Genomic DNA, 22,791 nt, shown 5'->3' on the forward strand with positions numbered 1-22,791 from the left:
CTGGGATTTTTACCATTTGCAATGATACAATCTTTGTACGAATTGCATCACTTTGTGCGCTGCTCACTCTTTCTGCCTTGCAGAAACATGGCAGTTAAATTTTAGGGCAGTGTCCCGTTCAAACAATTAAGGTAAAAGCATGAGCAACGAATTAAAAACTCAAGTTGTTGTACTAGGCGGTGGTCCTGGTGGTTATTCTGCGGCTTTCCGTGCTGCTGACTTGGGCTTAGAAGTTACATTAGTAGAATCTCGCGAAACATTAGGTGGCGTATGTCTTAATGTTGGTTGTATTCCTTCTAAAGCACTTTTACACGTAGCTAAAGTGATTGATGACGCAGCAGAAATGTCATCTCACGGTGTTACTTTTGGCGCCCCAAAAATCGATCTTGACCAAGTTCGTACTTGGAAAGATTCTGTAGTTGGCCAGTTAACTGGTGGACTAGAAGGCATGGCCAAAATGCGTAAAGTGAAAGTTGTATCTGGATACGGCAAATTCACTGGCAGCAATACTTTAGTAGTTGAAGGCGCAGACGGCGCTACAACTATCACGTTTGATAACGCGATTATTGCAGCAGGTTCTAAACCAGTTAACTTACCTTTCATCCCAGAAGATGACCGTGTAATTGATTCAACTGGCGCACTAGAACTTAAAGACGTACCAGAAAAGCTACTTGTACTTGGTGGTGGTATTATCGGTCTTGAAATGGGTACGGTTTACCGTGCGCTAGGTTCTGCAATTGATGTTGTAGAATTTGCTGATCAATTGGTACCAGCAGCTGATAAAGACATTATCAAAATTTACCAAAAATACGTAAGCAAAAAATTCAACGTAATGCTTTCAACTAAAGTTGTTGGTGTTGAAGCTAAAAAAGACGGCTTATACGTAACGTTTGAAGGTAAAAACGCACCAGCAGAGCCAGTACGTTACGACAAAGTACTTGTTGCAGTTGGCCGTACTCCAAACGGTAACTTACTTGATGCTGAAAAAGCGGGCGTAAACGTTGATGAGCGTGGCTTTATTAATGTTGATAAGCAATTACGTACTAACGTAAGCCATATTTTTGCAATTGGTGACTTAGTTGGACAGCCTATGCTTGCGCATAAAGCGGTTCATGAAGGTCATGTTGCTGCAGAAGTTATTTCTGGTCAGAAGCATTTCTTCGACCCTAAATGTATTCCTTCAATAGCGTACACAGACCCAGAAATCGCTTGGGTAGGTGTTACTGAGAAAGAAGCAAAAGAGCAAGGCTTAAAAGTTGAAACTGCGGTATTCCCGTGGGCAGCATCTGGTCGTGCAATTGCATCTGCTCGTACTGAAGGTTCTACTAAACTTATCTTTGATAAAGAAAGTGGCCGTATAATCGGTGGTGCTATGATCGGTATTAACGCGGGCGAAATGCTTGGCGAAATCGGTTTAGGTATTGAAATGGGTGCTGATGGTGAAGACTTAGCGCTTACAATTCATGCTCACCCAACATTGAACGAATCAATCGGCCTTGCAGCTGAAATTTTTGAAGGTTCAATCACTGATTTACCAAACAAAAAAGCAGCTAAAAAGAAGTAATTTAACTTTTTAGTATTTGCTTGAAAAACCCAACTTCGGTTGGGTTTTTTTATGTCTATTTTTAACTTAGATAAATATAAGATTAAATAACAAGAAGTCGTTACAATGCGCGCTTAATTAATTGAAGGTAAATACAGTGAAAAACTCAGTTCTAGCATTACGCGCTCAACAAATAAGTGAATCTCGTCGTGAGTTTAATGCTCGAGGCGGTAAATTAGATCGCTGTGAACAATGCCTGATTGCTAAGCACTACTGTATTTGTAAAGGTGTTGAGCATGCAGATTGTAAGGCCGCTGTATGCTTACTGATGTATCATAATGAAAGCTTTAAACCTTCTAATACAGGGCGTTTAATTGCTGAAATAGTGCCAGATAACCACGCCTTTAGATGGGATAGAACAGATCCTAACCCCGCTCTTTTAGCTTTAATAAATGATTCGCAGTATCAGCCTATGGTCGTCTTTCCCGCAGAAGATGTAGAAGAGGGCAGAGCCATTACAGAAGTGAGTATTGAATCAGATAAAAAGCCGCTATTTATATTCTTAGATGGTACGTGGCGCGAAGCTAAGAAAATGATTCGTAAAAGCCCTTATTTAGATAACTTGCCTGTACTTTCTGTTACTGCTGATAAACTATCTGATTACCGATTACGTGTAGCCCCTCATGCGCATCAACTAGGCACTGCTGAAGTGGCTATTATGGTATTAGCACTTGCGGGCGAAATGGATGCATCGACAAAATTAGAGCAGCATTTTATTAAGTTTCGTGATGCGTATTTATTGGGTAAGCGCAATAAAGGCCGACCGCTAGAAGGTTAATTTTACGAAGTTAAGCAAATGCTTGTTGATTTTTTAAGTGAGCAAGTGCTTTATTTTGAATTGCTCTGAAGCCTTCTTCAGATGTTAATTGTAAAACAGTATTATACAATTGACTTATACTATTATGCACTTGAATAAACGAGATACAGTCTTCACCAATCATTTCTTTTGCTTCTTCAACTCGTTTTAAAAAGTAGCAGTTAATGTCTATTTTGCCATTAAATTGAGTCGTTGCAATTGCGTCTGCTATTCTATTAAGTTGATAACTAAACTCATCAGGTCGAGCACCTTCACCCCACTTGCTAATACGAATGTCGCGTTCTAACTGAATAATTTCGTTAAGTATATTTTTAAACTCACTCATTGGCATATTTAAAAAGTTATAACCTTTGGGGTTAAATAAAGCTTTATAGGGATTTTCGCTGGGGGTTTGGGCACTAAATACACCAATTGGTTTTGCTGTACTTGCGTCTGATACTTTACATAAAAAGGTATTACTTTGAGATGTTTTAAAATTCATATCCATTGAGTATTTATGATCCTTGCGTTATTTAGTTATCGGCGCAATTAATAAAAAACTTAGCGAAATTTAAAATATTAATAAAGTATTTTAAGGTCTTAGCATTGATTTGCTGTGACGCGATATTACTCAGTAAAGATTAGTGATAGTTGCTCAGTGCTTTACTCACCCAAATTTTAGGCAAAGAAAAGCGCGCTCTATCTCTAGGCGCGCTTGCGGAATCTTCTAATTTTCTGCATCCTGCAATTGAACTTAATCAACTCCAATTTTCACTAATCCATGTTTATTACTATATTACTTTTTAGTTCTATGTAATGTAGACCGTCCGGGCCTGTATCCTTTAATTCCTAAACATCCTGTAGGGTAAATACTATTACCAAATCCTTAATTACACTTCCTAGTGTATCCTTGTTTTAACCAATCCCTTGTGTTGCCTTAAAGGCCTGTCCATTTATTCCTTCAACATCCTGTTGAACAACTTAGCCTTGTTGTTATCCTTTTCGCATCTTCCTGACGCTGTCCTTTTTACAACATTGCGTTGTGATACTCATCCTGAGCCTGTCCTAAAATCCGTGTTGTCCTGATAACCTAATCATTGGTTGGTTGAGTAAGCAGTCCATTTCCTTTTACTCAATAAGCGTCATTGCTTGGTTGATGCGTAAATTATAGTGCAATAGAGCAACTAAAATAGAGATAAAACTACATTCAATTAGTGTTTTTGCAATAGTAATAAAAATAAATCTCATATAATTCATGTGTTTAACTGTTTTTAGGTTGTTTTTTATCTTGTTTTTTACTCATTAGCTGTCACATCCGTAAGACATCTCTTACACCGTATTTCCTTTTTGGGCGTTATTTACATATTTACATTTATTTAAAGTGTGCACTTTTAGAATGAGCACGGTAGAATTCGTTGATAATAACAGTTATTTAGGTGGAATAATGAAGAAAGTATTTGCACTTGTTTTAGGGGTAGTTGCATCGGCACCAGTCTTTGCAAACGATGTTGTTAACATCTACTCTTTTCGTCAACCGTTTTTAATTCAGCCAATTTTAGAAGACTTTACAAAGCAAACAGGCATAAAAACCAATGTTGTTTTTGCTAAAAAAGGGCTAATTGAGCGTGTTAAACGCGAAGGCAAGCACAGTAAAGCTGATTTAGTATTAACCTCTAACTTTAGCGCGCTTATTCAATTAGAAGATTTAAAATTAACACAAACTATAAAAAGTGACAGTGTAAATAATAATGTTCCAGCCGCCTTTCGTGACGGTGATGGCCAATGGGTTGCGCTTACTAAGCGAGTGCGTAATGTGTATTCATCAAAAGAGCGAGTTGGTGAGTTACCTAAGCTCACTTATGAAGATTTAGCAGACTCTAAATACAAAGGACAAATTTGTACGCGCTCAGGCAAACATCCATATAATTTAGGTTTAGTAGCTTCTATGATTGCACACCATGGTGAAGCGCAAACTAAAGAGTGGCTTGAAGGTGTGAAGGCTAATTTAGCACGTAAACCTCAAGGTAACGATCGTGCTCAAGTTAAAGCTGTTAAAGAAGGTTTATGTAACTTGGCATTAGGTAATAGTTACTACCTTGGCAAAATGCTAGAAGATAAAGAACAAAAAGGTTGGGCAGAGGCCGTAAATATTAACTTTCCGAATCAAGTTAATCGTGGCTCACATATAAATGTATCGGGTGCGGTTATTACCAAATACGCTAAAAACCCTGAAAATGCATTAAAGCTCATAGAGTATATGACCGACAGCAAAGCACAAAACATGTATGCCTCATTAAATATGGAGTATCCAGTTAAGTCGGGTGTTGAATTATCAACTTTGGTTGCCTCTTGGGGTAGCTTTAAAGAAGACGGCTTGCCACTTGATGAGATTAGTAAATATCGTCCGTTAGCACTTAAGCTAATTGATGAGGTGAAGTTCGATCTTTAATGACTAATAAATTTAAGCTGTCTAAATGGCAGCTCTTTGCGTGGTCGACTGGCTTAATACTATCGGCCCCGTTGTTTTTTCTTCTTTTTGAATCTCTACAAGGTAGCTCTGAGGTGTTTTCTCACCTGTGGGATACCGTGCTTTGGGATTACATAACCAATACCGTATTGTTAGTTTTAGGTGTTTGCGTCCTTAGCTGCGCCATAGCTTTGCCACTTGGGTGGCTAACGGCTTACTGTAGTTTCCCGGGTAAAAAACAGTTTGAATGGGCACTTATGCTACCCCTTGCTATGCCCACCTATATTATTGCCTATGTATACACTGATTTATTAGATTATGCGGGCCCGGTGCAAATAGCGCTGAGAGAATGGTTTGGCTGGCAATCGCCTAATGACTATTGGTTTTTTGATATACGTACATTACCCGGCGCCATCGTTATGATTGCCTTGGTGCTTTACCCGTATTTATTTTTAATTTTTAAAACGGCCCTTCGCGAGCAGTCATTCAAATTAGTACAAGCTAGCCAGTTAATGGGGCTATCTCCTTGGCAAAGCTTTTTTAAAGTTAGTTTAGTGCTCTCTCGTGGGGCAATTGTGGCGGCTCTTGCACTTATTAGTATGGAAACCATGGCCGACTTTGCAACAGTGAGTTATTTTGCCGTAAGTACATTAACAACCGCCGTATACGATACGTGGTTTGGTTATTACTCACTTACAGCGGCCGCTAAAATATCGGGTGTGATGTTACTGCTGTTATTTTTAGCATTAATGGCAGAGCGTTTTAGTCGTCGTAATCAAGCGGTATTTGAGCGCCAATCAAGTGTAAATAGCGAATCGCTCTATGTATTAAAAGGAAAGTCTGCTTGGCTCGCAACGGCATTTTGTAGCTTTATTTTACTTATCGCTTTTGTAATTCCTATTGCAGTACTTATAAATTACGCCATTACCTACTTTGATAAAGCATGGGATGTAGAGTTTTTTAGTTACGCTTGGCAAAGTTTAAAAGTGGCAGGGGTTGTAAGTGTTATAACCATTACATTGAGTGTTTTTGTGGTTTTTTATCAGCGTGTGGCAAAGCAAACGTATCCGCTTATTCCTGGGCGTTTAGCAAGCACAGGTTATGCGTTGCCAGGAACTGTACTCGCTATTGCGGTTTTGTTACCTCTTACATTGTTAGAGAACACCATTAACACAGCGCTCGAGCCGTATAATTTAGATATTGGCTTACTGCTTACAGGTAGCATTCTTACTATTATTATTGCTTATATTGTTAGGTTTTACGCCATTGCACACGGAGCAATTGAGTCGAGTTTTTTACGTATTAGTCCATCACTTGATATGGCAAGCCAATCAATGGGTAAAAGCCAAGGGCAAACGCTGCGTTTAGTGCATCTACCTTTACTGCGAAGAGGATTGCTCACTGCTGCCTTATTGGTATTTATTGAGTGTATGAAAGAGTTGCCGGCTGCGCTATTGCTCAGACCGTTTAATTTTGAAAGCTTAGCTACTCATGTATTTCAGTATGTAAGTGACGAGCAATTAGAGCTTGCTTCAATATCGGCTTTATTTATTGTTATTGTTGGGTTTATTCCTTTGTATTTTATTAATCGTTCTATGGAGCAGCGTAGTTAAATGAGTAGTTTAATTTTACAAGGCGTGAGCTATCACTATAACGGCACAAAGGTTATTCACGATTTAGATTTAACGGTGGGTAAAGATGAAATTGTTTGTCTACTCGGGGCGAGTGGATGCGGAAAAACAACCACATTAAAAGCGATTGCAGGTTTAATTGAAGCCAAGCAAGGGTCTATTTTTATAGACGGTAAATTAGTGAGTGATGAGCAATCGTTTGTCTCACCTGAGCATCGTAACATCGGCATGATGTTTCAAGACTATGCGTTGTTTCCGCATTTAACGGTGGCAAATAATATCGCATTTGGGCTTAGTAATATGAGCAAAGCTCAAAAGCAGCAACGCGTTGATGAAATGCTTAAGCTTGTACATTTAATTGGCTGTGCTGACAGGTTTCCACACCAGTTATCGGGTGGCCAACAGCAACGCGTCGCTATCGCTCGTGCATTAGCTTATAAACCTAGTTTATTACTCCTTGATGAGCCCTTTTCAAACATCGACACACAAGTACGCTTTGAATTAATTGCCGATATACGTCGAATTATTAAGGCAACTCAAGTATCTGCTGTATTTGTTACACACTCAAAAGAAGAGGCGTTTGCGTTTTCAGATACACTTGCCATTATGCATCGCGGTAAAATTGAGCAACAAGGCACGCCTGAGCAGCTTTTTGCAGCTCCATGTTCAAAGGAGGTTGCAGAGTTTCTGGGTCAGGGCATATACTTAAGCGCAGAAGTGTTAACCGCAACTGAATATAAAACACCATTTGGTTTAGTCGAATCTTATGTTGAGAGTAAGCATAATGTAAGTGCAGGGCTTATATATGTGCGCCCTCATCAAATAGAATTAGTGGCAGATAACCAAAGTGACAAATTCAGCAAGCGAGCTACAATCATAAGTCGTCGCTTTATTGGTTCGGCGTATGTTTATTCGCTTGTTATTGATGAACAAGAAATTGAAGTTGCTGCACAATATGGCCAGTCATTTGAAAATAATGATCAGGTTATAATAAAAATAAAACCTCACACGGTGAATTTTTTCGAATCGTAATTAATTTGTTATTCGCTGTGTTTTTATCTGTAAAACTAAGGAATAACAATGGCGCAAGCGCAATCAGGGATTTGTGCTGAAGCAAACTTACACGGTTTGCACTTATTTTTTAATGTGTTTGATGGTCAAGACGAATCACTTCGCGCAAAGTTAAAACAAGTAAGCGCTATAGAAGAAGAGTTTAGCGATCAATTTTCAGAATCAATGCTCTCTTGTATGGTTGCTATTGGTGCGCAATACTGGCCGCATATCCTCCCTGAATACATTCCAAGCGAATTACAGAGCTTTCCCAATATAACCCATAGCGATCACCAAATGAGCGTACAACCGTGTGATTTATTTGTACAAATTCGCTCTGACCGTGAAGATGTTAACCATTTATTTGCGCTGCAAATTTTAAAATTATTTGCCCCCGATGTAGAGCTGGTGGAGCAAATTCGGAATTTTCGCTTTTTAGATGGTCGTGATTTTAACGGTTTTATTTATGGTGGCGACACCGCACATGGAAGAAAAAAGCGCGCTACGGCTTTAATCAGCAACCCTGGTAGCTTTGAAGATCAGGGGAGTTATATTCATGTTCAGCGTTATAAACATGATTTAACTATGTGGCAGCATTTATCATTGAGTGAGCAAGAGCAAATAATGGGACGTACGCGTCTTGATAACACGCTAATTACCCCAGCGATCGAAACCAGCCATGCTTCGCGAAGTGAGCTAAAAGACGAAGAGGGACAACCGCTACTATTAAATCAAAGCATGCCTTATGGCGACGTGTATGAGCAGGGAATGTTATCAATTACATGCGCTTGTACGGGCACCGCATTTGAAAAAGTACTTAATAGTCGTTTAGGGGAAGGGGATTGCTACGACCACTGGCTTGATTTTACTCAAGCCGATATGGGCTCTGCTTTCTTTGCACCTTCAATAGGGTTTTTAAAACAAATTTAATTTGCTATTAAACCGTATCAAATAAAATGCGAACACGTTCAAGTGTTACATCTATTTCAGATATTTTAGCAGGAGCGATAAAAATAGTGTCATCGCCGGCAATAGTTCCTAGTACGCCATCTGCTTTACCTAATGAATCTAATAAACGTGCAATAAGCTGAGCAGCACCTGGGCTGGTACGAATGATGATCATCATTTCGTTGTGCATAATGTCGATTACTAATTGGCGTAATGGGCTTTTAGCCGTAGGTACACCCATTTCAGCAGGTAAGCAGTAAACCATTTCTTGTTTGGCATTGCGTGTGCGTACAGCGCCAAATTTACTTAACATGCGTGAAACTTTACTCTGACTTATATTGTCAAAACCTTGATCTTTCAACGCATCAACTATTTCGCCTTGAGAGCCAAAATTTTCTTCTTTTAATAGTGATTTAAATGCTTTTACCAGTGCTTCTTGTTTATCTTGTGGTTGCATAGTCTTTATTCGTTTTTGTTATTTATGCCGCAAATTCTACACAAAAATGAATAATTATGCAGCAGTTGTTTAGTTAACTTGCCAGTTTGATGCGTTAAATCACATAAGTTTACGACTATGGTCGAAAATATACTTGAAATAGACAGGATAAATTTGTTTTTAGTCGCTAATTTCATTATCTTAAGAGCCACAAATGTTTCCTACCTCAAATTACGGAGAATTCCAATGAAAGTTGCTGTATTAGGTGCTGCAGGCGGTATCGGCCAAGCGTTGTCTTTATTATTAAAAACAGGCTTACCAGCTGGCTCTGAATTATCACTTTATGATGTTGCACCAGTGGTACCAGGTGTTGCGGTTGACCTTTCTCACATCCCAACAGATGTTAAAGTTGCAGGCTTTGGCGCAGACGATTTAAATAAAGCGCTTGAAGGTTCTGACATCGTTCTTATCCCAGCGGGTATGCCACGTAAACCAGGTATGGATCGTGCTGATTTATTCAATGTAAATGCTGGCATCATTAAAACTTTAGCAGAAGGCATTGTTGCCAGCTGCCCTAAAGCGTTAGTAGGTATTATTACTAACCCAGTAAACGGCACAGTACCAATTGTTGCTGAAGTATTCAAAAAAGCAGGTACTTACGACGCTAAGCGCGTATTCGGTATTACTACGCTTGACGTTATTCGTTCAGAAGCATTTGTTGCTGAACTTAAAGGCGTAGACGTAGCAACTGTAAAAGTACCAGTAATTGGTGGTCACTCAGGCACAACTATTCTGCCTCTACTTTCTCAAGTTGAAGGTGTTTCTTTCACAGATGAAGAAGTTGCTGCACTTACTCCACGTATCCAAAATGCGGGTACTGAAGTTGTAAATGCTAAAGCAGGCGGTGGTTCAGCTACGCTATCTATGGGTGCTGCTGCAGCTCGTTTTTGTATGTCTTTAGTTAAAGGCCTACAAGGTGAAGAAGTTGTAGATTACGCTTACGTTGCTGTTGAAAATGGCGATGCAGAGTACTTTGCACATCCAGTACGTTTAGGTAAAAACGGCGTAGAAGAAATTCTTTCTTACGGCGAACTAAGCGCATTTGAAACAAAAGCAAAAAATGACATGCTTGAAACTCTGAAAAAAGACATCAAAGAAGGTGTTGATTTCATGGCGTAATAGCCAGTTTGAGCGATACCAATTGCATTAAATAAATGAGCAGTTATTACGATGGATAAATAGCTCGTTAGCAAGGCAAATATTACGATGTATAGTTGTTCTATATAAATAATATTTAACGCAGCTAATGAGTTATTTAGCCCGAAAGAATGCTTAATGTTTTGATAAAATTGGTATATAAAAAAGCCTGCATTTGCAGGCTTTTTTATTGCTCAGAATTAATGTCACACTGTGTAACTAGTTAAAACTAGTGGTCGCGGTCAACCGCAATACGGGCAAGGCTTATAAGTGCTTGCTTATAGTCAGACTCAGCTAAAAAGTCTAAACAGGCAATGGCTTTTTCGGCCTCAAGCTCTGCTTTTTGCATTGTAAACTCAAGCGCATTAGTTTGTTTTAGTGCAGTTAAAATTTCTTCTAAATGCTCCATACCATTACTGTGCTCTATTGCATCACGAATGAGCTGCGTTTGCTGCTCGCTACCATGTTGCATAGCATAAATAAGCGGAAGGGTTGGTTTGCCTTCAGCTAAATCATCGCCAATGTTTTTACCTAGCTGCTCAGCATCTGCATTGTAATCGAGTACGTCATCTACTAGTTGAAACGCAGTACCTAAATGCATACCGTATAGGTTTAGTGCATCAAGTGTCGCTTGGTCTTGCTCTGTGATAATGGCAGCAAGGCCTGTAGCTGCTTCAAATAATTTAGCTGTTTTAGAGTAAATAACCTGCATATAGCTGGCTTCAGTCGTATCTGGGTCATTGCAGTTCATCAGCTGCAATACTTCACCTTCAGCAATAATGTTTGTTGCATCGGCAAGTACTTGCATAATCTGCATTTTTCCAAGGCCAACCATAAGCTGAAATGAGCGAGTGTAAATAAAGTCACCAACCAATACGCTAGCAGCATTACCAAATTCAGCATTTGCTGTAGGCGTGCCACGTCGTAAGTTTGATTCATCTACAACATCATCATGCAATAGCGTTGCTGTATGGATAAACTCAACAATTGTTGCAAGTGTTATGTGATCTTTACCCTGATAACCGAGCGCTTTGGCTGCTAAAATAGCCAGCATTGGACGAACGCGTTTGCCGCCACTGCTAACTATATATAAACCAAGCTGATTAACTAACGCCACATCTGAGCGCATTTGCGCATGTATAAGTTGATTGACGTCATTCATATCGCTTTCGATTAACGCCTGGATAGCTTTTATATCCATTGATCTCCGAGCCAATTTTTATGTGTGAACGGCGCAGATTGTACAACAAAAAATGCACTAGCTCGATATTTTGTGACGATTGATTGAAAAAACACTATTAAAGTACTTAATTTAGACTGAATTAGCCAAGATAACTGATTAATTGATAATCAATATACAGTTTATGGTGTGCTTAGATATTGAGCTGTGAGGGTCATATTTGAGTACATTAATTTATTTCGGCTAAGAGTTAAAAAGCGCTTGGCAAAAGGGCCAATTAATATAAAATGGGGTAAATATTGAATTGCTCTCAAAACAGCTACTTTTTATTCATTTTAATTACAAAATAGGCTTGCTAGTTATTTCGCGTTAGCGTAAACTTCGCGCCCTATCGAAGAATATTTTAGTTGCGCCGATTTGAGGGTGCACAGACGGAGTTAATTATGTACGCGGTTTTCCAAAGTGGTGGTAAACAGCATCGTGTGACTGAAGGTCAAACGATTCGTCTTGAAAAATTAGACGTTGAAACTGGTGCGGCAGTAGAATTTGATTCAGTACTTTTAGTTGCTGATGGTGAGAAAATCGAGATCGGTGTACCGTTCGTAAACGGTGGCAAGATAACAGCTGAGGTTGTTTCACATGGTCGCGGTGAGAAGATTAAGGTTGTTAAATTTAGACGCCGTAAGCATTCTCGTAAGCAAATGGGCCATCGTCAATGGTTCACTGAAGTTAAAATCACTAGCATTAGCGCTTAATTAGAGGTACTTAGAAATGGCACATAAAAAAGCAGCTGGTAGTACTCGTAACGGTCGCGATTCAGAAAGCAAACGCCTAGGTGTTAAGCGTTTTGGTGGCGAATCAGTTCTAGCGGGTAGCATCATTGTTCGTCAGCGTGGAACTCGTTTCCACCCTGGTACTAACGTAGGTATCGGTAAAGACCACACTATCTTCGCAAAAGCAGATGGTAAAGTTCAGTTTGAACAAAAAGGTCCTTTAAACCGTAAATACGTAACTATCGTAACTGAGTAATCAGTAAGGTAGTTAAAAACCCCGCCTTTGCGGGGTTTTTTGTTTTGTAGTCAGCCAATATATACCCAAGCCTGCATTTGTGCTGGCTTGGGTATATAATAGAGTTATTAAACAAGCCAATCCCTAAAGTGAGTAATCATGAAGTTTGTAGATGAAGTAGAAATTCGCGCAGAAGCTGGAGACGGTGGCAGCGGCATCGTGTCTTTCCGTCGTGAAAAATATGTTCCAGATGGTGGACCAGACGGCGGTGACGGTGGAGACGGTGGTAGTGTTTATCTACAAGCTGATGAAAACTTAAATACCTTAATTGATTATCAGTTTGAGCGCTTCCATAGAGCTGAACGTGGTACTAACGGTCGTAGCCGTAACTGTACAGGCCGAAAAGCTGATGACTTGTTTGTTATGGTGCCTGTAGGCACGCGCATCATGGATGTTGATACCCAAGAGGGACTTGGCGATTTAACGCAACATGGTCAACGAATTTTGGTTGCAAAAGGTGGTTTCCACGGCTTGGGGAATGCGCGTTTTAAATCAAGTACTAACCGAGCACCTCGTCAAAAAACATTAGGCACACCAGGTGAAGTACGTAACTTAAAATTAGAGTTACTATTATTAGCTGATGTTGGTTTACTTGGATTACCAAATGCCGGTAAATCTACGTTTATCCGCAGTGTATCTGCAGCAAGACCAAAAGTAGCTGATTACCCATTCACGACGCTTATTCCTAATTTAGGTGTAGTACGTCCTGAAGCAAATAAATCATTTGTTATAGCCGATATTCCGGGTCTAATTGAAGGTGCATCTGATGGCGCAGGCCTAGGTATTCGCTTTTTGAAACATTTAGAGCGTTGTCGTGTGTTATTACACATCATTGATGTAATGCCGGTAGATGGTTCAAACCCTGTTGATAATGCGTTTTCGATTATTAACGAACTGCACCAATACAGCCCTAAATTAGCTGAGAAGCCACGCTGGTTAGTATTTAATAAAATAGATTTATTACCAGAGGATGAAGCAAAAGCGTTATGCGAATCGATTGCAGAAGAGCTGGGCGAAACTGAAAATATCTATCACATTTCAGCAATTAATAAACTTAACACTCAACCATTAATCCACAACATAATGACACTACTTGATAGCATGCCTAAAGAGAAGTTTGTACAAGTGGAAGATGAAGAAGTTGAATTTAAGTGGGATACCTATCATGAAAAAGCCACTAAAGGTAAGGGCAATGATGATGATTGGGATGACTGGGATGAAGATGATTACGACGTAGAAGTTGTCTACGAGCGTTAATTAAATAGAATTTACTAAAAAGGAGCTTATGCTCCTTTTTCTTTGTTTAAGAATAAAGTACTAGGTGTTTATTATGATAATTTCAATGATAGCAGCAATGGCAAATAACCGTGTAATTGGTCTAGATAATAAAATGCCATGGCATTTACCTGCAGATCTTCAGCATTTTAAAAAGGTCACTACGGGTAAGCCTGTGATCATGGGTCGTAAAACTTTTGAGTCTATAGGCCGTCCATTACCTGGGCGCCGTAATATTATTATTACTCGAAACAGCGAATATACTGCACAGGGTATTGAAGTAGTAACTACGCCAGATGCCGCATTAGAACTCGTTGCTACTGCTGAAGAAGTAATGATTATTGGTGGTGGTAATATCTATGAGCAATTTTTACCAAAAGCAGAGCGCCTGTATCTAACTTTTATTGATTTAGATGTTAAAGGCGATACACAGTTTCCTGATTACAATAAAGTTGCTAATTGGTACGTGAAAGAAGAGCAAGAAAACCATCCGGATGACAAGAGTTTATCTAGTTATAAATTCGTAACTTTATATAAAGAACGTTAACATTATTGCGTAAATTTTGATAGATTGATATAATATTCGATAGTCTATATAAGAACAAAGTATTATAAAGGGTTTGTCATGTTTAAATTACCAAAGCTAGTTGCACTTACTGCCGTTGTAGCTGTTAGTTCGTTTTCGTATACAGCACCTGTAAATGCTGAAGATCAATTAGAGGTATCTATTTGTGAATATATTGCGGCAGACGATAAAAACCGATTACGCAGCAAGCTTAAAAGCTCTCGTGTAAAAATTCGTAATATTTATGATGCAGTACAATGTAATGGTAATAACTTATTACGTCATGCTGTTGCTAGTAATGCAGTAGATACTGGTGAGTATATAGTTAAAAACTTATCAAAAAGTGCGTTAACAGATGGTGCTGATATTGCTTGGGCTGAAGGGAATTTTGCCAGCTCACCACTTATTGCAGTAATTAAAGAGCGTGCAGGTCTTTAATTATAAAAAGGTTTTGCAACGCTACCTTTAGTTAGAAATTTATTGGTCTGGGTTTGTTATTTATAGCAAACCCAAGCTTTTTTCATTTAGCTAATGTAATCTCACCCCACAACAAAATCATTAATAAACTTCATAACTTACCTGCTCATTTTAAATAACCAAAAATGTAGAGTCTTTATTTAATAAACAGCTTCAAATTTACTTCTTCAAAAGAGGTAACTTTATTCAGCTGGTATCTATTTTGTATCTGCTAGTTTGTACCAATACGCAATAATACTTAATTATTTTGCGGGGCTAAACGTGTCGCACCTGTGTTAAAAATTCTGATTTAGAACAACTAAGTAGCGAATTTTTTGCCTAGCTATCAACACGTTTTTCCATCCTAAAAATAGATCACTTAATTAAGCGAATTGATATTATTTACAAACTTAATCACTAAGGACAGATATGAAAGCTGTAATTCCAGTAGCTGGCTTAGGGACGAGAATGCTCCCTATGACAAAAGCTATCCCAAAAGAAATGCTCCCAATAGTCGATAAGCCTCTAATTCAATATATTGTCAGCGAATGTGTGTCCGCTGGTATTAAAGATATTGTGTTAGTTACGCATAGCTCTAAAAATGCAATCGAAAACCACTTTGATACAAGTTATGAACTAGAAGCGACTCTTGAGAAGCGTGTTAAACGAGCTTTATTAGATGAAATTCGCTCTATTTGTCCAAATGATGTAACTATTATGAGTGTACGCCAAGGTGAAGCTAAAGGGCTTGGACATGCTATTTTATGCGCTAAACCAATAGTTGGTGATAACAACTTTGTTGTGCTCCTGCCTGATGTGATACTTGATGCCTATACTGCGGATCAAGAAACTGAAAACTTAGCGGCCATGATTAAACGCTTTAAAGAAACTCAAGCAAGCCAAATAATGCTTGAGCCAGTAGCTAAAGAAGACGTTAGTAAATATGGTATTGCGGATATTAATGGGGTTGAGTTAATGCCAGGTAAAAGTGCTGCAATAAAAGCAATGGTTGAAAAACCTGATGCAGATTTAGCGCCTTCTAATCTAGCTGTTGTAGGGCGATATGTACTGAGTAAGAATATTTGGCCTCTACTTGCAAAAACGTCTGTAGGTGCTGGCGGTGAAATACAACTTACAGATTCTATTGACGCATTAATGGCACAAGAAACCGTTGAAGCATTTCATATGAGTGGTCGCTCTCACGATTGTGGAGACAAGTTAGGCTACTTAAAAGCAATTGTTGAGTACAGTCTGCGAGATGAAAAACTAGGTAATGATTTTTCAAGTTTTATAAATGATTTGAATTTACCTTAATACAGAGCGTATTCTTCGTTCTATGGTAGGCTATTTTGAGCTACTAAGTTAGCCGTACTTTTTATACCTAGTAGTGTAGGCTACGTAGTACGATTGTTACTTATTCTGTATTAATCTTTTCAAGGAATTACCATGATTGAGCAAGGCCAAGAATTACCAGCAGTGACGTTAACGCAATTAACTGACGACGGTATGCAATCTCTTACAAATAAAGAATTGTTTGAAGGTAAAAAAGTCGTGTTATTTGCAGTACCTGGTGCGTTTACACCAACGTGTTCAAATGCCCATTTACCTGAATTTATTACCCTTGCTGATAAAATTAAAGCAAAAGGTGTTGATGCTATTTACTGTGTATCTGTTAATGATGCATTTGTTATGAAAGCATGGGGTGACTCACAAAACGCGCAAGAAATTACAATGCTTGGGGATGGCGATGGAAGTTTCACTAAATCTTTAGGGCTTGATAAAGATACTGCTAGTTTTGGTGGTATACGTTCAACGCGTTACGCTATGATTATTGAAAATGCGCTAGTAACAGGTTTATTTGTAGAACAAGACAAAGAGTTTGTTGTAAGCCGCGCAGAATCAGTACTAGAGAAGCTATAACAGTAATAAAGTGTAGATTTTAGTTTTAACTAATCTGCTAGTTATTATTGAAAAACCGATGTTGGCAGCAACATCGGTTTTTTTATTAAAGGCCCAAACTTTAAATTACGGTTGGTATTGCCCGCTAAGCGTTAAACCAGAGAAAGTGCTATAAGCGTTAACGCTTAAGTGCCAAGTACCTGCTTGTGGATTAGTAAATGTACATGTTTCTGCATTGCCATTTTTATAAGGGCGGCAATCGTATGAGCTTGCTGTTGGTTGGCTACCGTATTTTACAAATAAATCAGCATCGCCACTGCCACCCGATGTTGTTACTGTAAACGTACTCATTCCAGCTGGTACATCTAACGTGTAATGTTTCCACTGCCCAGTATTGGCTGACACATCGCTTATAGTGCCGCCACCTGCTTGTGGAGTACCTGAACCGCCACCCGATGATGAACCACCAGTAATATTACCTACCAAGGTAACAGCTGAATACGCAGAGTAGCCGTTAAGCATTACGTGGTAAGTTCCCGCAGTAGGGTTATCAATAGAACACTCTTCGCTATTACCGCCTTTATATGGACGACAATCATAGGTAGTAGTTGTAGGTTTACTGCCTGCACGTACGTATAAATCAGCATCACCAGTACCACCACTCATAGTGAATGTTACGTTAGTTGCACCGCTTGGTACTGTCATCGTGTAAAATGCTTGTGCATTTGCAGCCCCACTTAAACCTGTTTTAGCTTCACCATTAATAAGCTCGCTATCGCCACCGGTAGGTGGAGTAGTGCCGCCACTTGCTGCTGCAACAGCTGCGGCAGCATCAACAATACCCGTACCACAGCTAGTACATGTTGCAGGGAACGAACGGGTAGTTGATTTTAAAATACTTTCTATTTCGTCAGGCGTTGCATCTGGCTTTGCTTGCTTAATAAGTGCCGCAACACCTGCTACGTGGGGCGCAGCCATTGATGTACCTTGTGAAAAGCCATAGCTGTCGCTTGAAGGTGTAGACGAACCTGAATTGTAAGTTGATAGAACGCCTTCAGAGTCGTTTGCAAAGCTTTGTGCGCCACCTGGTGCTGCAACATCAATATTGCTACCGTAGTTTGAGTAATAAGCTCTGCCGCCATTACGGCCCACTGAGGCTACGTTTACTACACCGTTACAGTTACCTGGGTTGTAGTTTGCTGAGTTATCGTTATCGTTACCTGCAGCAATAACTACCACAGTGCCGTTACTACGTGCTGTGTTAATTGCATTTTGAGTTGTAGAGCTACATGAACCGCTCCCACCTAAACTCATATTAATTACATCAGCAGGGTTTGAGTTAGCAGGAATACCTGAAACACTTCCACCAGATGCCCAAATAATACCGTCTGCAATATCAGAGGTTAAACCACCACACTTACCTAGTACACGAACAGGCACTACTTTTGCGTTATAAGCTACGCCTGCAACACCTTCACCGTTATTGGTTACCGCAGCAACTGTGCCGGCTACGTGCGTGCCATGCCAGCTAGAGTTTTGTGCACCGTTAGTACCACATTCATTCGCAGCAACTGCATCACCAGGATCACGTGCATCGCTATCGCGACCACCACCGTCATTAGCTACCGAAAGGTTAGAGATCATATCGTAACCCGGTAAAATATTAGCGTTTAAATCAGCATGAGGGCGGTAGCCCGTATCTAGTACAGCTACAACTACACCGCTACCCGTTGCGGTATCCCATGCGGTCGGTAAGTTTAAACCACCGGCTTGCTCGTAGTAGTGCCATTGGTCATCAAAACGTGGATCGTTAGGAGTTGAAAACGGCTTTAGCATTTGATCCACTTCAATGTATTCAACATTGCCAGAATCAACCATTTCTTGCATAAACTCTTGGGCCTCAGCCGCACTTAATTTTTTATCAGCACGCATTACGTGATGATTATTAAGTGCCATTGCACGAACGTATTTTGCTTTTACTTTGCCTTTTTTAGAAGCGAAGTTTTTAACAAAGCTTTGTGCGCGCTTTTTCATGCTAGCTGGGCTTGCGTCTGCAGTTGAGAGGCTCGCCATTTCGTTATTATTTTTATATTTAATAATGAACTGAGTTTCGAAACCGCCTTGGCTTTGTAGTTTAGCCGATGTTTCAGCCATTGAACTTGAAACTGATTGAGCCATGCCAGATGTTGCAGCAAAAAGCGTACTAACTGTAATTGCAATTGCGCATCTTTTAAAAGTTTTACTTGTTGTCATAATTATCCCTAGATTTTTATTTATTATTTCGTGATGTAGGATCACGATGCGGGAACAAAAGTAAACGATCTGTTAATTAGGTTAAAATATCAATTTATTATGTACCTCTTTCATTTAGTTATAACTCAGGTTTTTAGCGGTTTACTCGTTGTTTAGTATTTGTCATATAAATTAAAAATAAGTATAAAGGGTTGGTTTGTTGTGCGGGTAATTATTCCCGACTTATTACTGATGCGTTTTTGTTGTGTTATTGCTAATAATTTAAATGCTACGTTGTTAGCTATCAAACTTTGCTATAATCGGAAAAATTTTTTAGTAGGGTAAAATAATGAGTCAAGTAGATGTAATTGTAATAGGTGCGGGAGCTGCAGGATTAATGTGTGCAGCGCAAGCTGGATACCGTGGCCGAAGCGTTACAGTACTTGATATGGGGAAAAAACCAGGTCGTAAAATTTTAATAAGTGGTGGTGGGCGTTGTAATTTTACAAATGAAAACGCAACCCCTGATAACTACTTATGCGCAAATGCTCATTTTGTTAAATCATGTTTAAGTCGCTATACACAGCATGACTTTATTGAGCTGGTAGACAGACATGGCTTGGCGTATCACCATAAAACACTAGGTCAGCTTTTTTGCGATAACAATGCACAAGACATTGTTGATATTTTACTGACCGAATGTGAGTGGGCCGGGGTAAATATAAAACTACGCAGTGAAGTGATCAGCGTATCAAAAACCGAAACCGGCTATAGCGTTACCACAGAGCAAGAAACCTTAAGCTGTGAGTCGTTAGTTATAGCATCAGGTGGCTTAACTATGCCAAAACTAGGGGCTACACCAATAGGTTATAAAATTGCAGAGCAGTTTGGCTTAAGCGTGTTACCAACTATGGCTGCACTTGTACCATTTACTTTGCATCAGCATGATAAAGAGCGTTTTGAAGGGCTCTCGGGAATTAGCATTCCCTGTGAAGTTTCAAGCGAAGACGGCACCGTATTTAAAGAAAACATCCTCTTTACTCACCGAGGGTTATCGGGCCCAGCAATATTGCAAATAAGCTCATTTTGGCGAGCAGGGCAGGCTGTAATTATAAACCTATTACCTGAAATTGATTTAAGGCAGCAACTTGCTGATTGGCGAGAAACGCAAGCCCAAAAGTCTTTAAAAAATAGCCTTGCGACTATTTTACCTAAACGCTTTATAGAAATACTGCACGAAAGCAAAGCGATACCAGATTGTAATATTAATCAGCTTACCCATGCTCAAATAGATGAGCTGGTAAATTACATTCACGCTTGGCAAATTAAACCCAATGGCACAGAAGGTTATAGAACAGCAGAAGTAACATTGGGCGGTGTAGATACCGACGAGTTGAGCTCAAAAACCTTTGAAGCTAAAAAAGCTAAAGGCCTATACTTTATAGGCGAAGTAACTGACGTAACAGGGTGGCTTGGAGGCTACAACTTCCAATATGCGTGGAGCTGTGGATTTGCTTGTGGGCAGCACGCTTAAGTTTAGGCTATAAACCCATCTAAGTAAGTTGATTGAGCGATAACGGTTGAATCGTTATCGCTAACACATACTTTATTGCGTCCATTATTTTTAGCCTTATATAGCGCTGTATCAGCCCGCTCCAGTAGTTTTAGCACTGTATCGTCTTTTTGTATCGTTGCTAATCCAATACTTATAGTAAATGCTACATTTGTAACTGTGTTTTCGGCAATATACTTTATCAGGTCATCGGCTTTTTTAGCGCTATCATTTAAAGAGGTGTTGGATAAAATAATAGTGAATTCTTCTCCACCCCATCGCGCAATAAGTGCGTCATTTCCCATACGGCTTTTTAATATTTTTGCAAATTCAGTTAGCACGTTATCACCAACCAAATGCCCGTAGGTATCGTTTATATTTTTGAAGTGATCTATATCGCAAATAAGTAAGCAATGTGGGGTTTTAAAAACGTCATTTTTAGCAATTAACTGTGATAATTCAAAATCAAATTTTTGCCTGTTATAAAGCCCCGTTAACTTATCGGTTTCTGCTAAGTGTTGAATTTCTAAGTTACGGATAGATAATCGAGTGTATGCCAAAAACCGTGTTTTTTCGTAAAACCTAAAAATTAAAATATGAGCAAGGCTTACCTCTATAAGATTAAATAAAGAGCCTAAGCCAATTGTTACAGTTTGCTGTTGTTGTAAATACACAAGATACGCACAAATAGCAAAAGCGACTATACTAAATAGGCTTCCCCAGTTCCTTCCAACTAAAAAAAAGCTAAAAGGCGGGATCAACGTTGCCCAAAATAAAGAATGCGCATGTCCGCCTACAGAAATCACAAACAGCATTATTAAGCTAACAACCATAAGGGCAACGGCCCATGCTGCTGCATTTACGTTGGCTGTTTTATTAAACCAAGTATAGATACCTAGTGATATAGTCAGCCCTAGGGCATCAATTAAAGCAATGTCATAGCTTTTAAAATAAAAAAGATTGAGGAGTGTTAAAACTAAAAAGTAACATGTAGTTATTAGTAAAGAGTGGGCTATTAAACGAGTACGCCAAAAGTCTTTATGATCTTTAGGGTATTGCGGAAACTCCTTATACCAAAAACCTAGCATACCAAATAATCCTTGAGTCCATTAATTTAAAGATTATTACCTATATAAGATTTTTATTATAGCTTTTTAACTTTGATTAAAAGAGTATTACAGGTTGGAAGTGAGTTATTTATATAAAAGCTTAACGGGTTAAACGCTAACCACGCTAAGCTTTATAATAATTCAGGTTAGAGCTGAATAGTTAACTATTTATAGCAGGGCGATAATCACTCTTAACGCCTGCGTAATTAGGGCCAAATATAGAAAGTCCTTTTGGTGTTGTAAACTCAACAGGTGCTGGCAAAATAATAACGGATACAGGCATACCTATTTCATAATTTGGGTTGGTGATTGGCGTACCCGCTTGTGTGTTTAGGCAACAAATTAAATCAGGGATGGTAACGTGTACTTCTTTATTTAAAAACGCAGCCATATTTTCGTTTTTAACCGTAATTTTATAACTGTTACCAGCAAACTCGCCAGTGCCAGCAAGCATAACTTCGCCTATGGTAAAGCCTTCAAGTGTTTTAAATTCAAACTCACTAACAATTCCTTCAAACGCGACAAATCCATTACCTTGCTCGGCAACTACATTAATAGTGTTTTCATTTGAGTTGTTGGCTTCACGCATGGCTCTTCCAAGCTTTAATGCTTTACTTATCGTGCCGTGAATAACCGCATCTTTCATCTGGTCAATAGGAAGAATATGATCAATGGCCGCGATGTCGTTACGGCTTATTTTGGCAAGGGCACGGACTACAGTTTCAGCGCGTAAGTCATCCATAACGTTTTCACAAATAAAGCATTCGCCAAATTCGTTTGCGGTAATAATTGGTGCTGCGGGTAAATTATTTAAATAATAGGTTGAGTGGGTAATTTCAGGAACTGCTCGTCCAGCAGGGTCGGCATCAATGATGTAGCCGTCAAACATAGCCGCTAAATAAAACGATACCGCAGTGTTAGCGCCACCTAGTTCGCAACAAATCGTTCCGTAAATAGATTCTTTACCCATGTACTCAAGGGCGCGATCGTAGGCCGCTAAAATAGAATGCTTACCTGTACGTGGGAGATTAGCGTAAGCGCGCTCTTCCGTATCTGTTAGTGGCGAGATTGCCCCTAAAATATAAGGTGTGCATACAAGCTCGCCTGCGGGTACTTCATCTGCGCTAATAAGTTTAAACGTTTTACCTAGTGCAAGGGCTTCGTCAATGTAATTTATGCCTTCACTTAGCTCACCGCCACCACCGGTACCTAAAATGGCGCAGCCGTATAAAATATCAATTAGTTGTTCACGATTAAGAATTTGCATGTGTGTATCGCTATTGGTTATCTAAAAAAAGAGGCTGCCTTAAGATTGTTTAAAGCAGCT

At 39.3% G+C, this 22,791-nt stretch carries 21 protein-coding genes; 15 read left to right on the forward strand and 6 right to left on the reverse strand.

Annotated features, from left to right (window positions below):
- Window positions 1-139: 139 nt before the first annotated feature.
- On the forward strand, window positions 140-1,564 hold the full coding sequence (lpdA, locus tag H5089_RS09380; RefSeq protein WP_182193963.1) for a dihydrolipoyl dehydrogenase: 1,425 nt from the start codon (window positions 140-142) through the stop codon (window positions 1,562-1,564).
- Window positions 1,565-1,700: 136 nt separating this feature from the next.
- Window positions 1,701-2,381, forward strand: coding sequence for a tRNA-uridine aminocarboxypropyltransferase (locus H5089_RS09385; protein ID WP_182712065.1), 681 nt, complete (start codon window positions 1,701-1,703; stop codon window positions 2,379-2,381).
- A gap of 10 nt (window positions 2,382-2,391) precedes the next feature.
- Here H5089_RS09385 and H5089_RS09390 read toward each other — a convergent pair whose 3' ends face one another.
- Window positions 2,392-2,907, reverse strand: coding sequence for a hypothetical protein (locus tag H5089_RS09390; protein ID WP_024604547.1), 516 nt, complete (start codon window positions 2,905-2,907; stop codon window positions 2,392-2,394).
- Between the two features lie 936 nt (window positions 2,908-3,843).
- Here H5089_RS09390 and H5089_RS09395 point away from each other — a divergent pair.
- From H5089_RS09395 to H5089_RS09410, 4 genes are read left to right on the forward strand one after another with little or no spacing between them, the layout of a single operon-like run.
- Complete coding sequence (locus tag H5089_RS09395) at window positions 3,844-4,848, forward strand: Fe(3+) ABC transporter substrate-binding protein (protein WP_182712066.1); 1,005 nt, start codon at window positions 3,844-3,846, stop codon at window positions 4,846-4,848.
- Window positions 4,848-6,479 carry an iron ABC transporter permease gene (locus H5089_RS09400; RefSeq protein ID WP_182712067.1) on the forward strand — a complete coding sequence of 544 codons (1,632 nt, stop codon included), beginning with the start codon at window positions 4,848-4,850 and terminating at the stop codon, window positions 6,477-6,479. Before H5089_RS09395 ends, H5089_RS09400 begins: the two co-directional genes overlap by 1 nt.
- The gene (locus H5089_RS09405) at window positions 6,480-7,529 is read left to right on the forward strand and encodes an ABC transporter ATP-binding protein (protein WP_024604545.1); all 1,050 of its coding nucleotides are present in this window, start codon (window positions 6,480-6,482) and stop codon (window positions 7,527-7,529) included.
- A gap of 48 nt (window positions 7,530-7,577) precedes the next feature.
- Window positions 7,578-8,477, forward strand: a complete 900-nt coding sequence (locus tag H5089_RS09410; protein WP_182693601.1) for a Dyp-type peroxidase — start codon at window positions 7,578-7,580, stop codon at window positions 8,475-8,477.
- Window positions 8,478-8,484: 7 nt separating this feature from the next.
- Here H5089_RS09410 and argR read toward each other — a convergent pair whose 3' ends face one another.
- Complete coding sequence (argR, locus tag H5089_RS09415) at window positions 8,485-8,952, reverse strand: transcriptional regulator ArgR (protein WP_002957753.1); 468 nt, start codon at window positions 8,950-8,952, stop codon at window positions 8,485-8,487.
- A 225-nt stretch (window positions 8,953-9,177) separates the two neighbouring features.
- Here argR and mdh point away from each other — a divergent pair, with 225 nt between their 5' ends.
- Entirely contained in the window at window positions 9,178-10,110 is a 933-nt protein-coding gene (gene mdh, locus H5089_RS09420; protein WP_002957751.1) for a malate dehydrogenase, read from the forward strand.
- Window positions 10,111-10,357: 247 nt separating this feature from the next.
- Here mdh and ispB read toward each other — a convergent pair whose 3' ends face one another.
- Complete coding sequence (gene ispB / locus H5089_RS09425; protein ID WP_024596483.1) at window positions 10,358-11,329, reverse strand: octaprenyl diphosphate synthase; 972 nt, start codon at window positions 11,327-11,329, stop codon at window positions 10,358-10,360.
- 422 nt (window positions 11,330-11,751) lie between these two features.
- Between ispB and rplU the strand changes: the two genes are divergently transcribed.
- The 7 genes from rplU to H5089_RS09460 all read left to right on the forward strand — a co-directional run bounded on the left by rplU (window position 11,752) and on the right by H5089_RS09460 (window position 16,592).
- Window positions 11,752-12,063, forward strand: coding sequence for a 50S ribosomal protein L21 (rplU, locus tag H5089_RS09430; RefSeq protein ID WP_002957748.1), 312 nt, complete (start codon window positions 11,752-11,754; stop codon window positions 12,061-12,063).
- A 16-nt stretch (window positions 12,064-12,079) separates the two neighbouring features.
- Complete coding sequence (gene rpmA / locus H5089_RS09435; RefSeq protein ID WP_002957747.1) at window positions 12,080-12,337, forward strand: 50S ribosomal protein L27; 258 nt, start codon at window positions 12,080-12,082, stop codon at window positions 12,335-12,337.
- A 138-nt stretch (window positions 12,338-12,475) separates the two neighbouring features.
- The gene (gene cgtA / locus H5089_RS09440; RefSeq protein ID WP_002957746.1) at window positions 12,476-13,633 is read left to right on the forward strand and encodes an Obg family GTPase CgtA; all 1,158 of its coding nucleotides are present in this window, start codon (window positions 12,476-12,478) and stop codon (window positions 13,631-13,633) included.
- 73 nt (window positions 13,634-13,706) lie between these two features.
- A complete protein-coding gene (folA, locus tag H5089_RS09445) occupies window positions 13,707-14,198 on the forward strand; it encodes a type 3 dihydrofolate reductase (protein ID WP_182712068.1) in 492 nt (163 codons plus the stop codon).
- 78 nt (window positions 14,199-14,276) lie between these two features.
- Window positions 14,277-14,654 carry a DUF3718 domain-containing protein gene (locus tag H5089_RS09450; protein WP_182712069.1) on the forward strand — a complete coding sequence of 126 codons (378 nt, stop codon included), beginning with the start codon at window positions 14,277-14,279 and terminating at the stop codon, window positions 14,652-14,654.
- Between the two features lie 447 nt (window positions 14,655-15,101).
- A complete protein-coding gene (gene galU / locus H5089_RS09455) occupies window positions 15,102-15,986 on the forward strand; it encodes a UTP--glucose-1-phosphate uridylyltransferase GalU (protein WP_024594811.1) in 885 nt (294 codons plus the stop codon).
- A 132-nt stretch (window positions 15,987-16,118) separates the two neighbouring features.
- Entirely contained in the window at window positions 16,119-16,592 is a 474-nt protein-coding gene (locus tag H5089_RS09460; protein ID WP_024594812.1) for a peroxiredoxin, read from the forward strand.
- A 105-nt stretch (window positions 16,593-16,697) separates the two neighbouring features.
- On the opposite strand, the gene H5089_RS09465 is transcribed toward H5089_RS09460, so the two are convergent.
- Complete coding sequence (locus tag H5089_RS09465) at window positions 16,698-18,824, reverse strand: S8 family peptidase (RefSeq protein WP_182712070.1); 2,127 nt, start codon at window positions 18,822-18,824, stop codon at window positions 16,698-16,700.
- Window positions 18,825-19,152: 328 nt separating this feature from the next.
- Between H5089_RS09465 and H5089_RS09470 the strand changes: the two genes are divergently transcribed.
- Window positions 19,153-20,337, forward strand: a complete 1,185-nt coding sequence (locus H5089_RS09470) for an NAD(P)/FAD-dependent oxidoreductase (protein WP_182712071.1) — start codon at window positions 19,153-19,155, stop codon at window positions 20,335-20,337.
- A gap of 2 nt (window positions 20,338-20,339) precedes the next feature.
- On the opposite strand, the gene H5089_RS09475 is transcribed toward H5089_RS09470, so the two are convergent.
- Together H5089_RS09475 and H5089_RS09480 are read right to left on the reverse strand one after the other, a co-directional pair.
- A complete protein-coding gene (locus tag H5089_RS09475) occupies window positions 20,340-21,443 on the reverse strand; it encodes a GGDEF domain-containing protein (protein ID WP_182712072.1) in 1,104 nt (367 codons plus the stop codon).
- Window positions 21,444-21,624: 181 nt separating this feature from the next.
- Window positions 21,625-22,731 carry a DUF917 domain-containing protein gene (locus H5089_RS09480; RefSeq protein WP_182712073.1) on the reverse strand — a complete coding sequence of 369 codons (1,107 nt, stop codon included), beginning with the start codon at window positions 22,729-22,731 and terminating at the stop codon, window positions 21,625-21,627.
- Window positions 22,732-22,791: the final 60 nt, after the last annotated feature.

The sequence above is a fragment of the Pseudoalteromonas sp. SR45-1 genome, from assembly GCF_014163655.1.
Taxonomy (GTDB): Bacteria; Pseudomonadota; Gammaproteobacteria; order Enterobacterales; family Alteromonadaceae; genus Pseudoalteromonas; species Pseudoalteromonas distincta.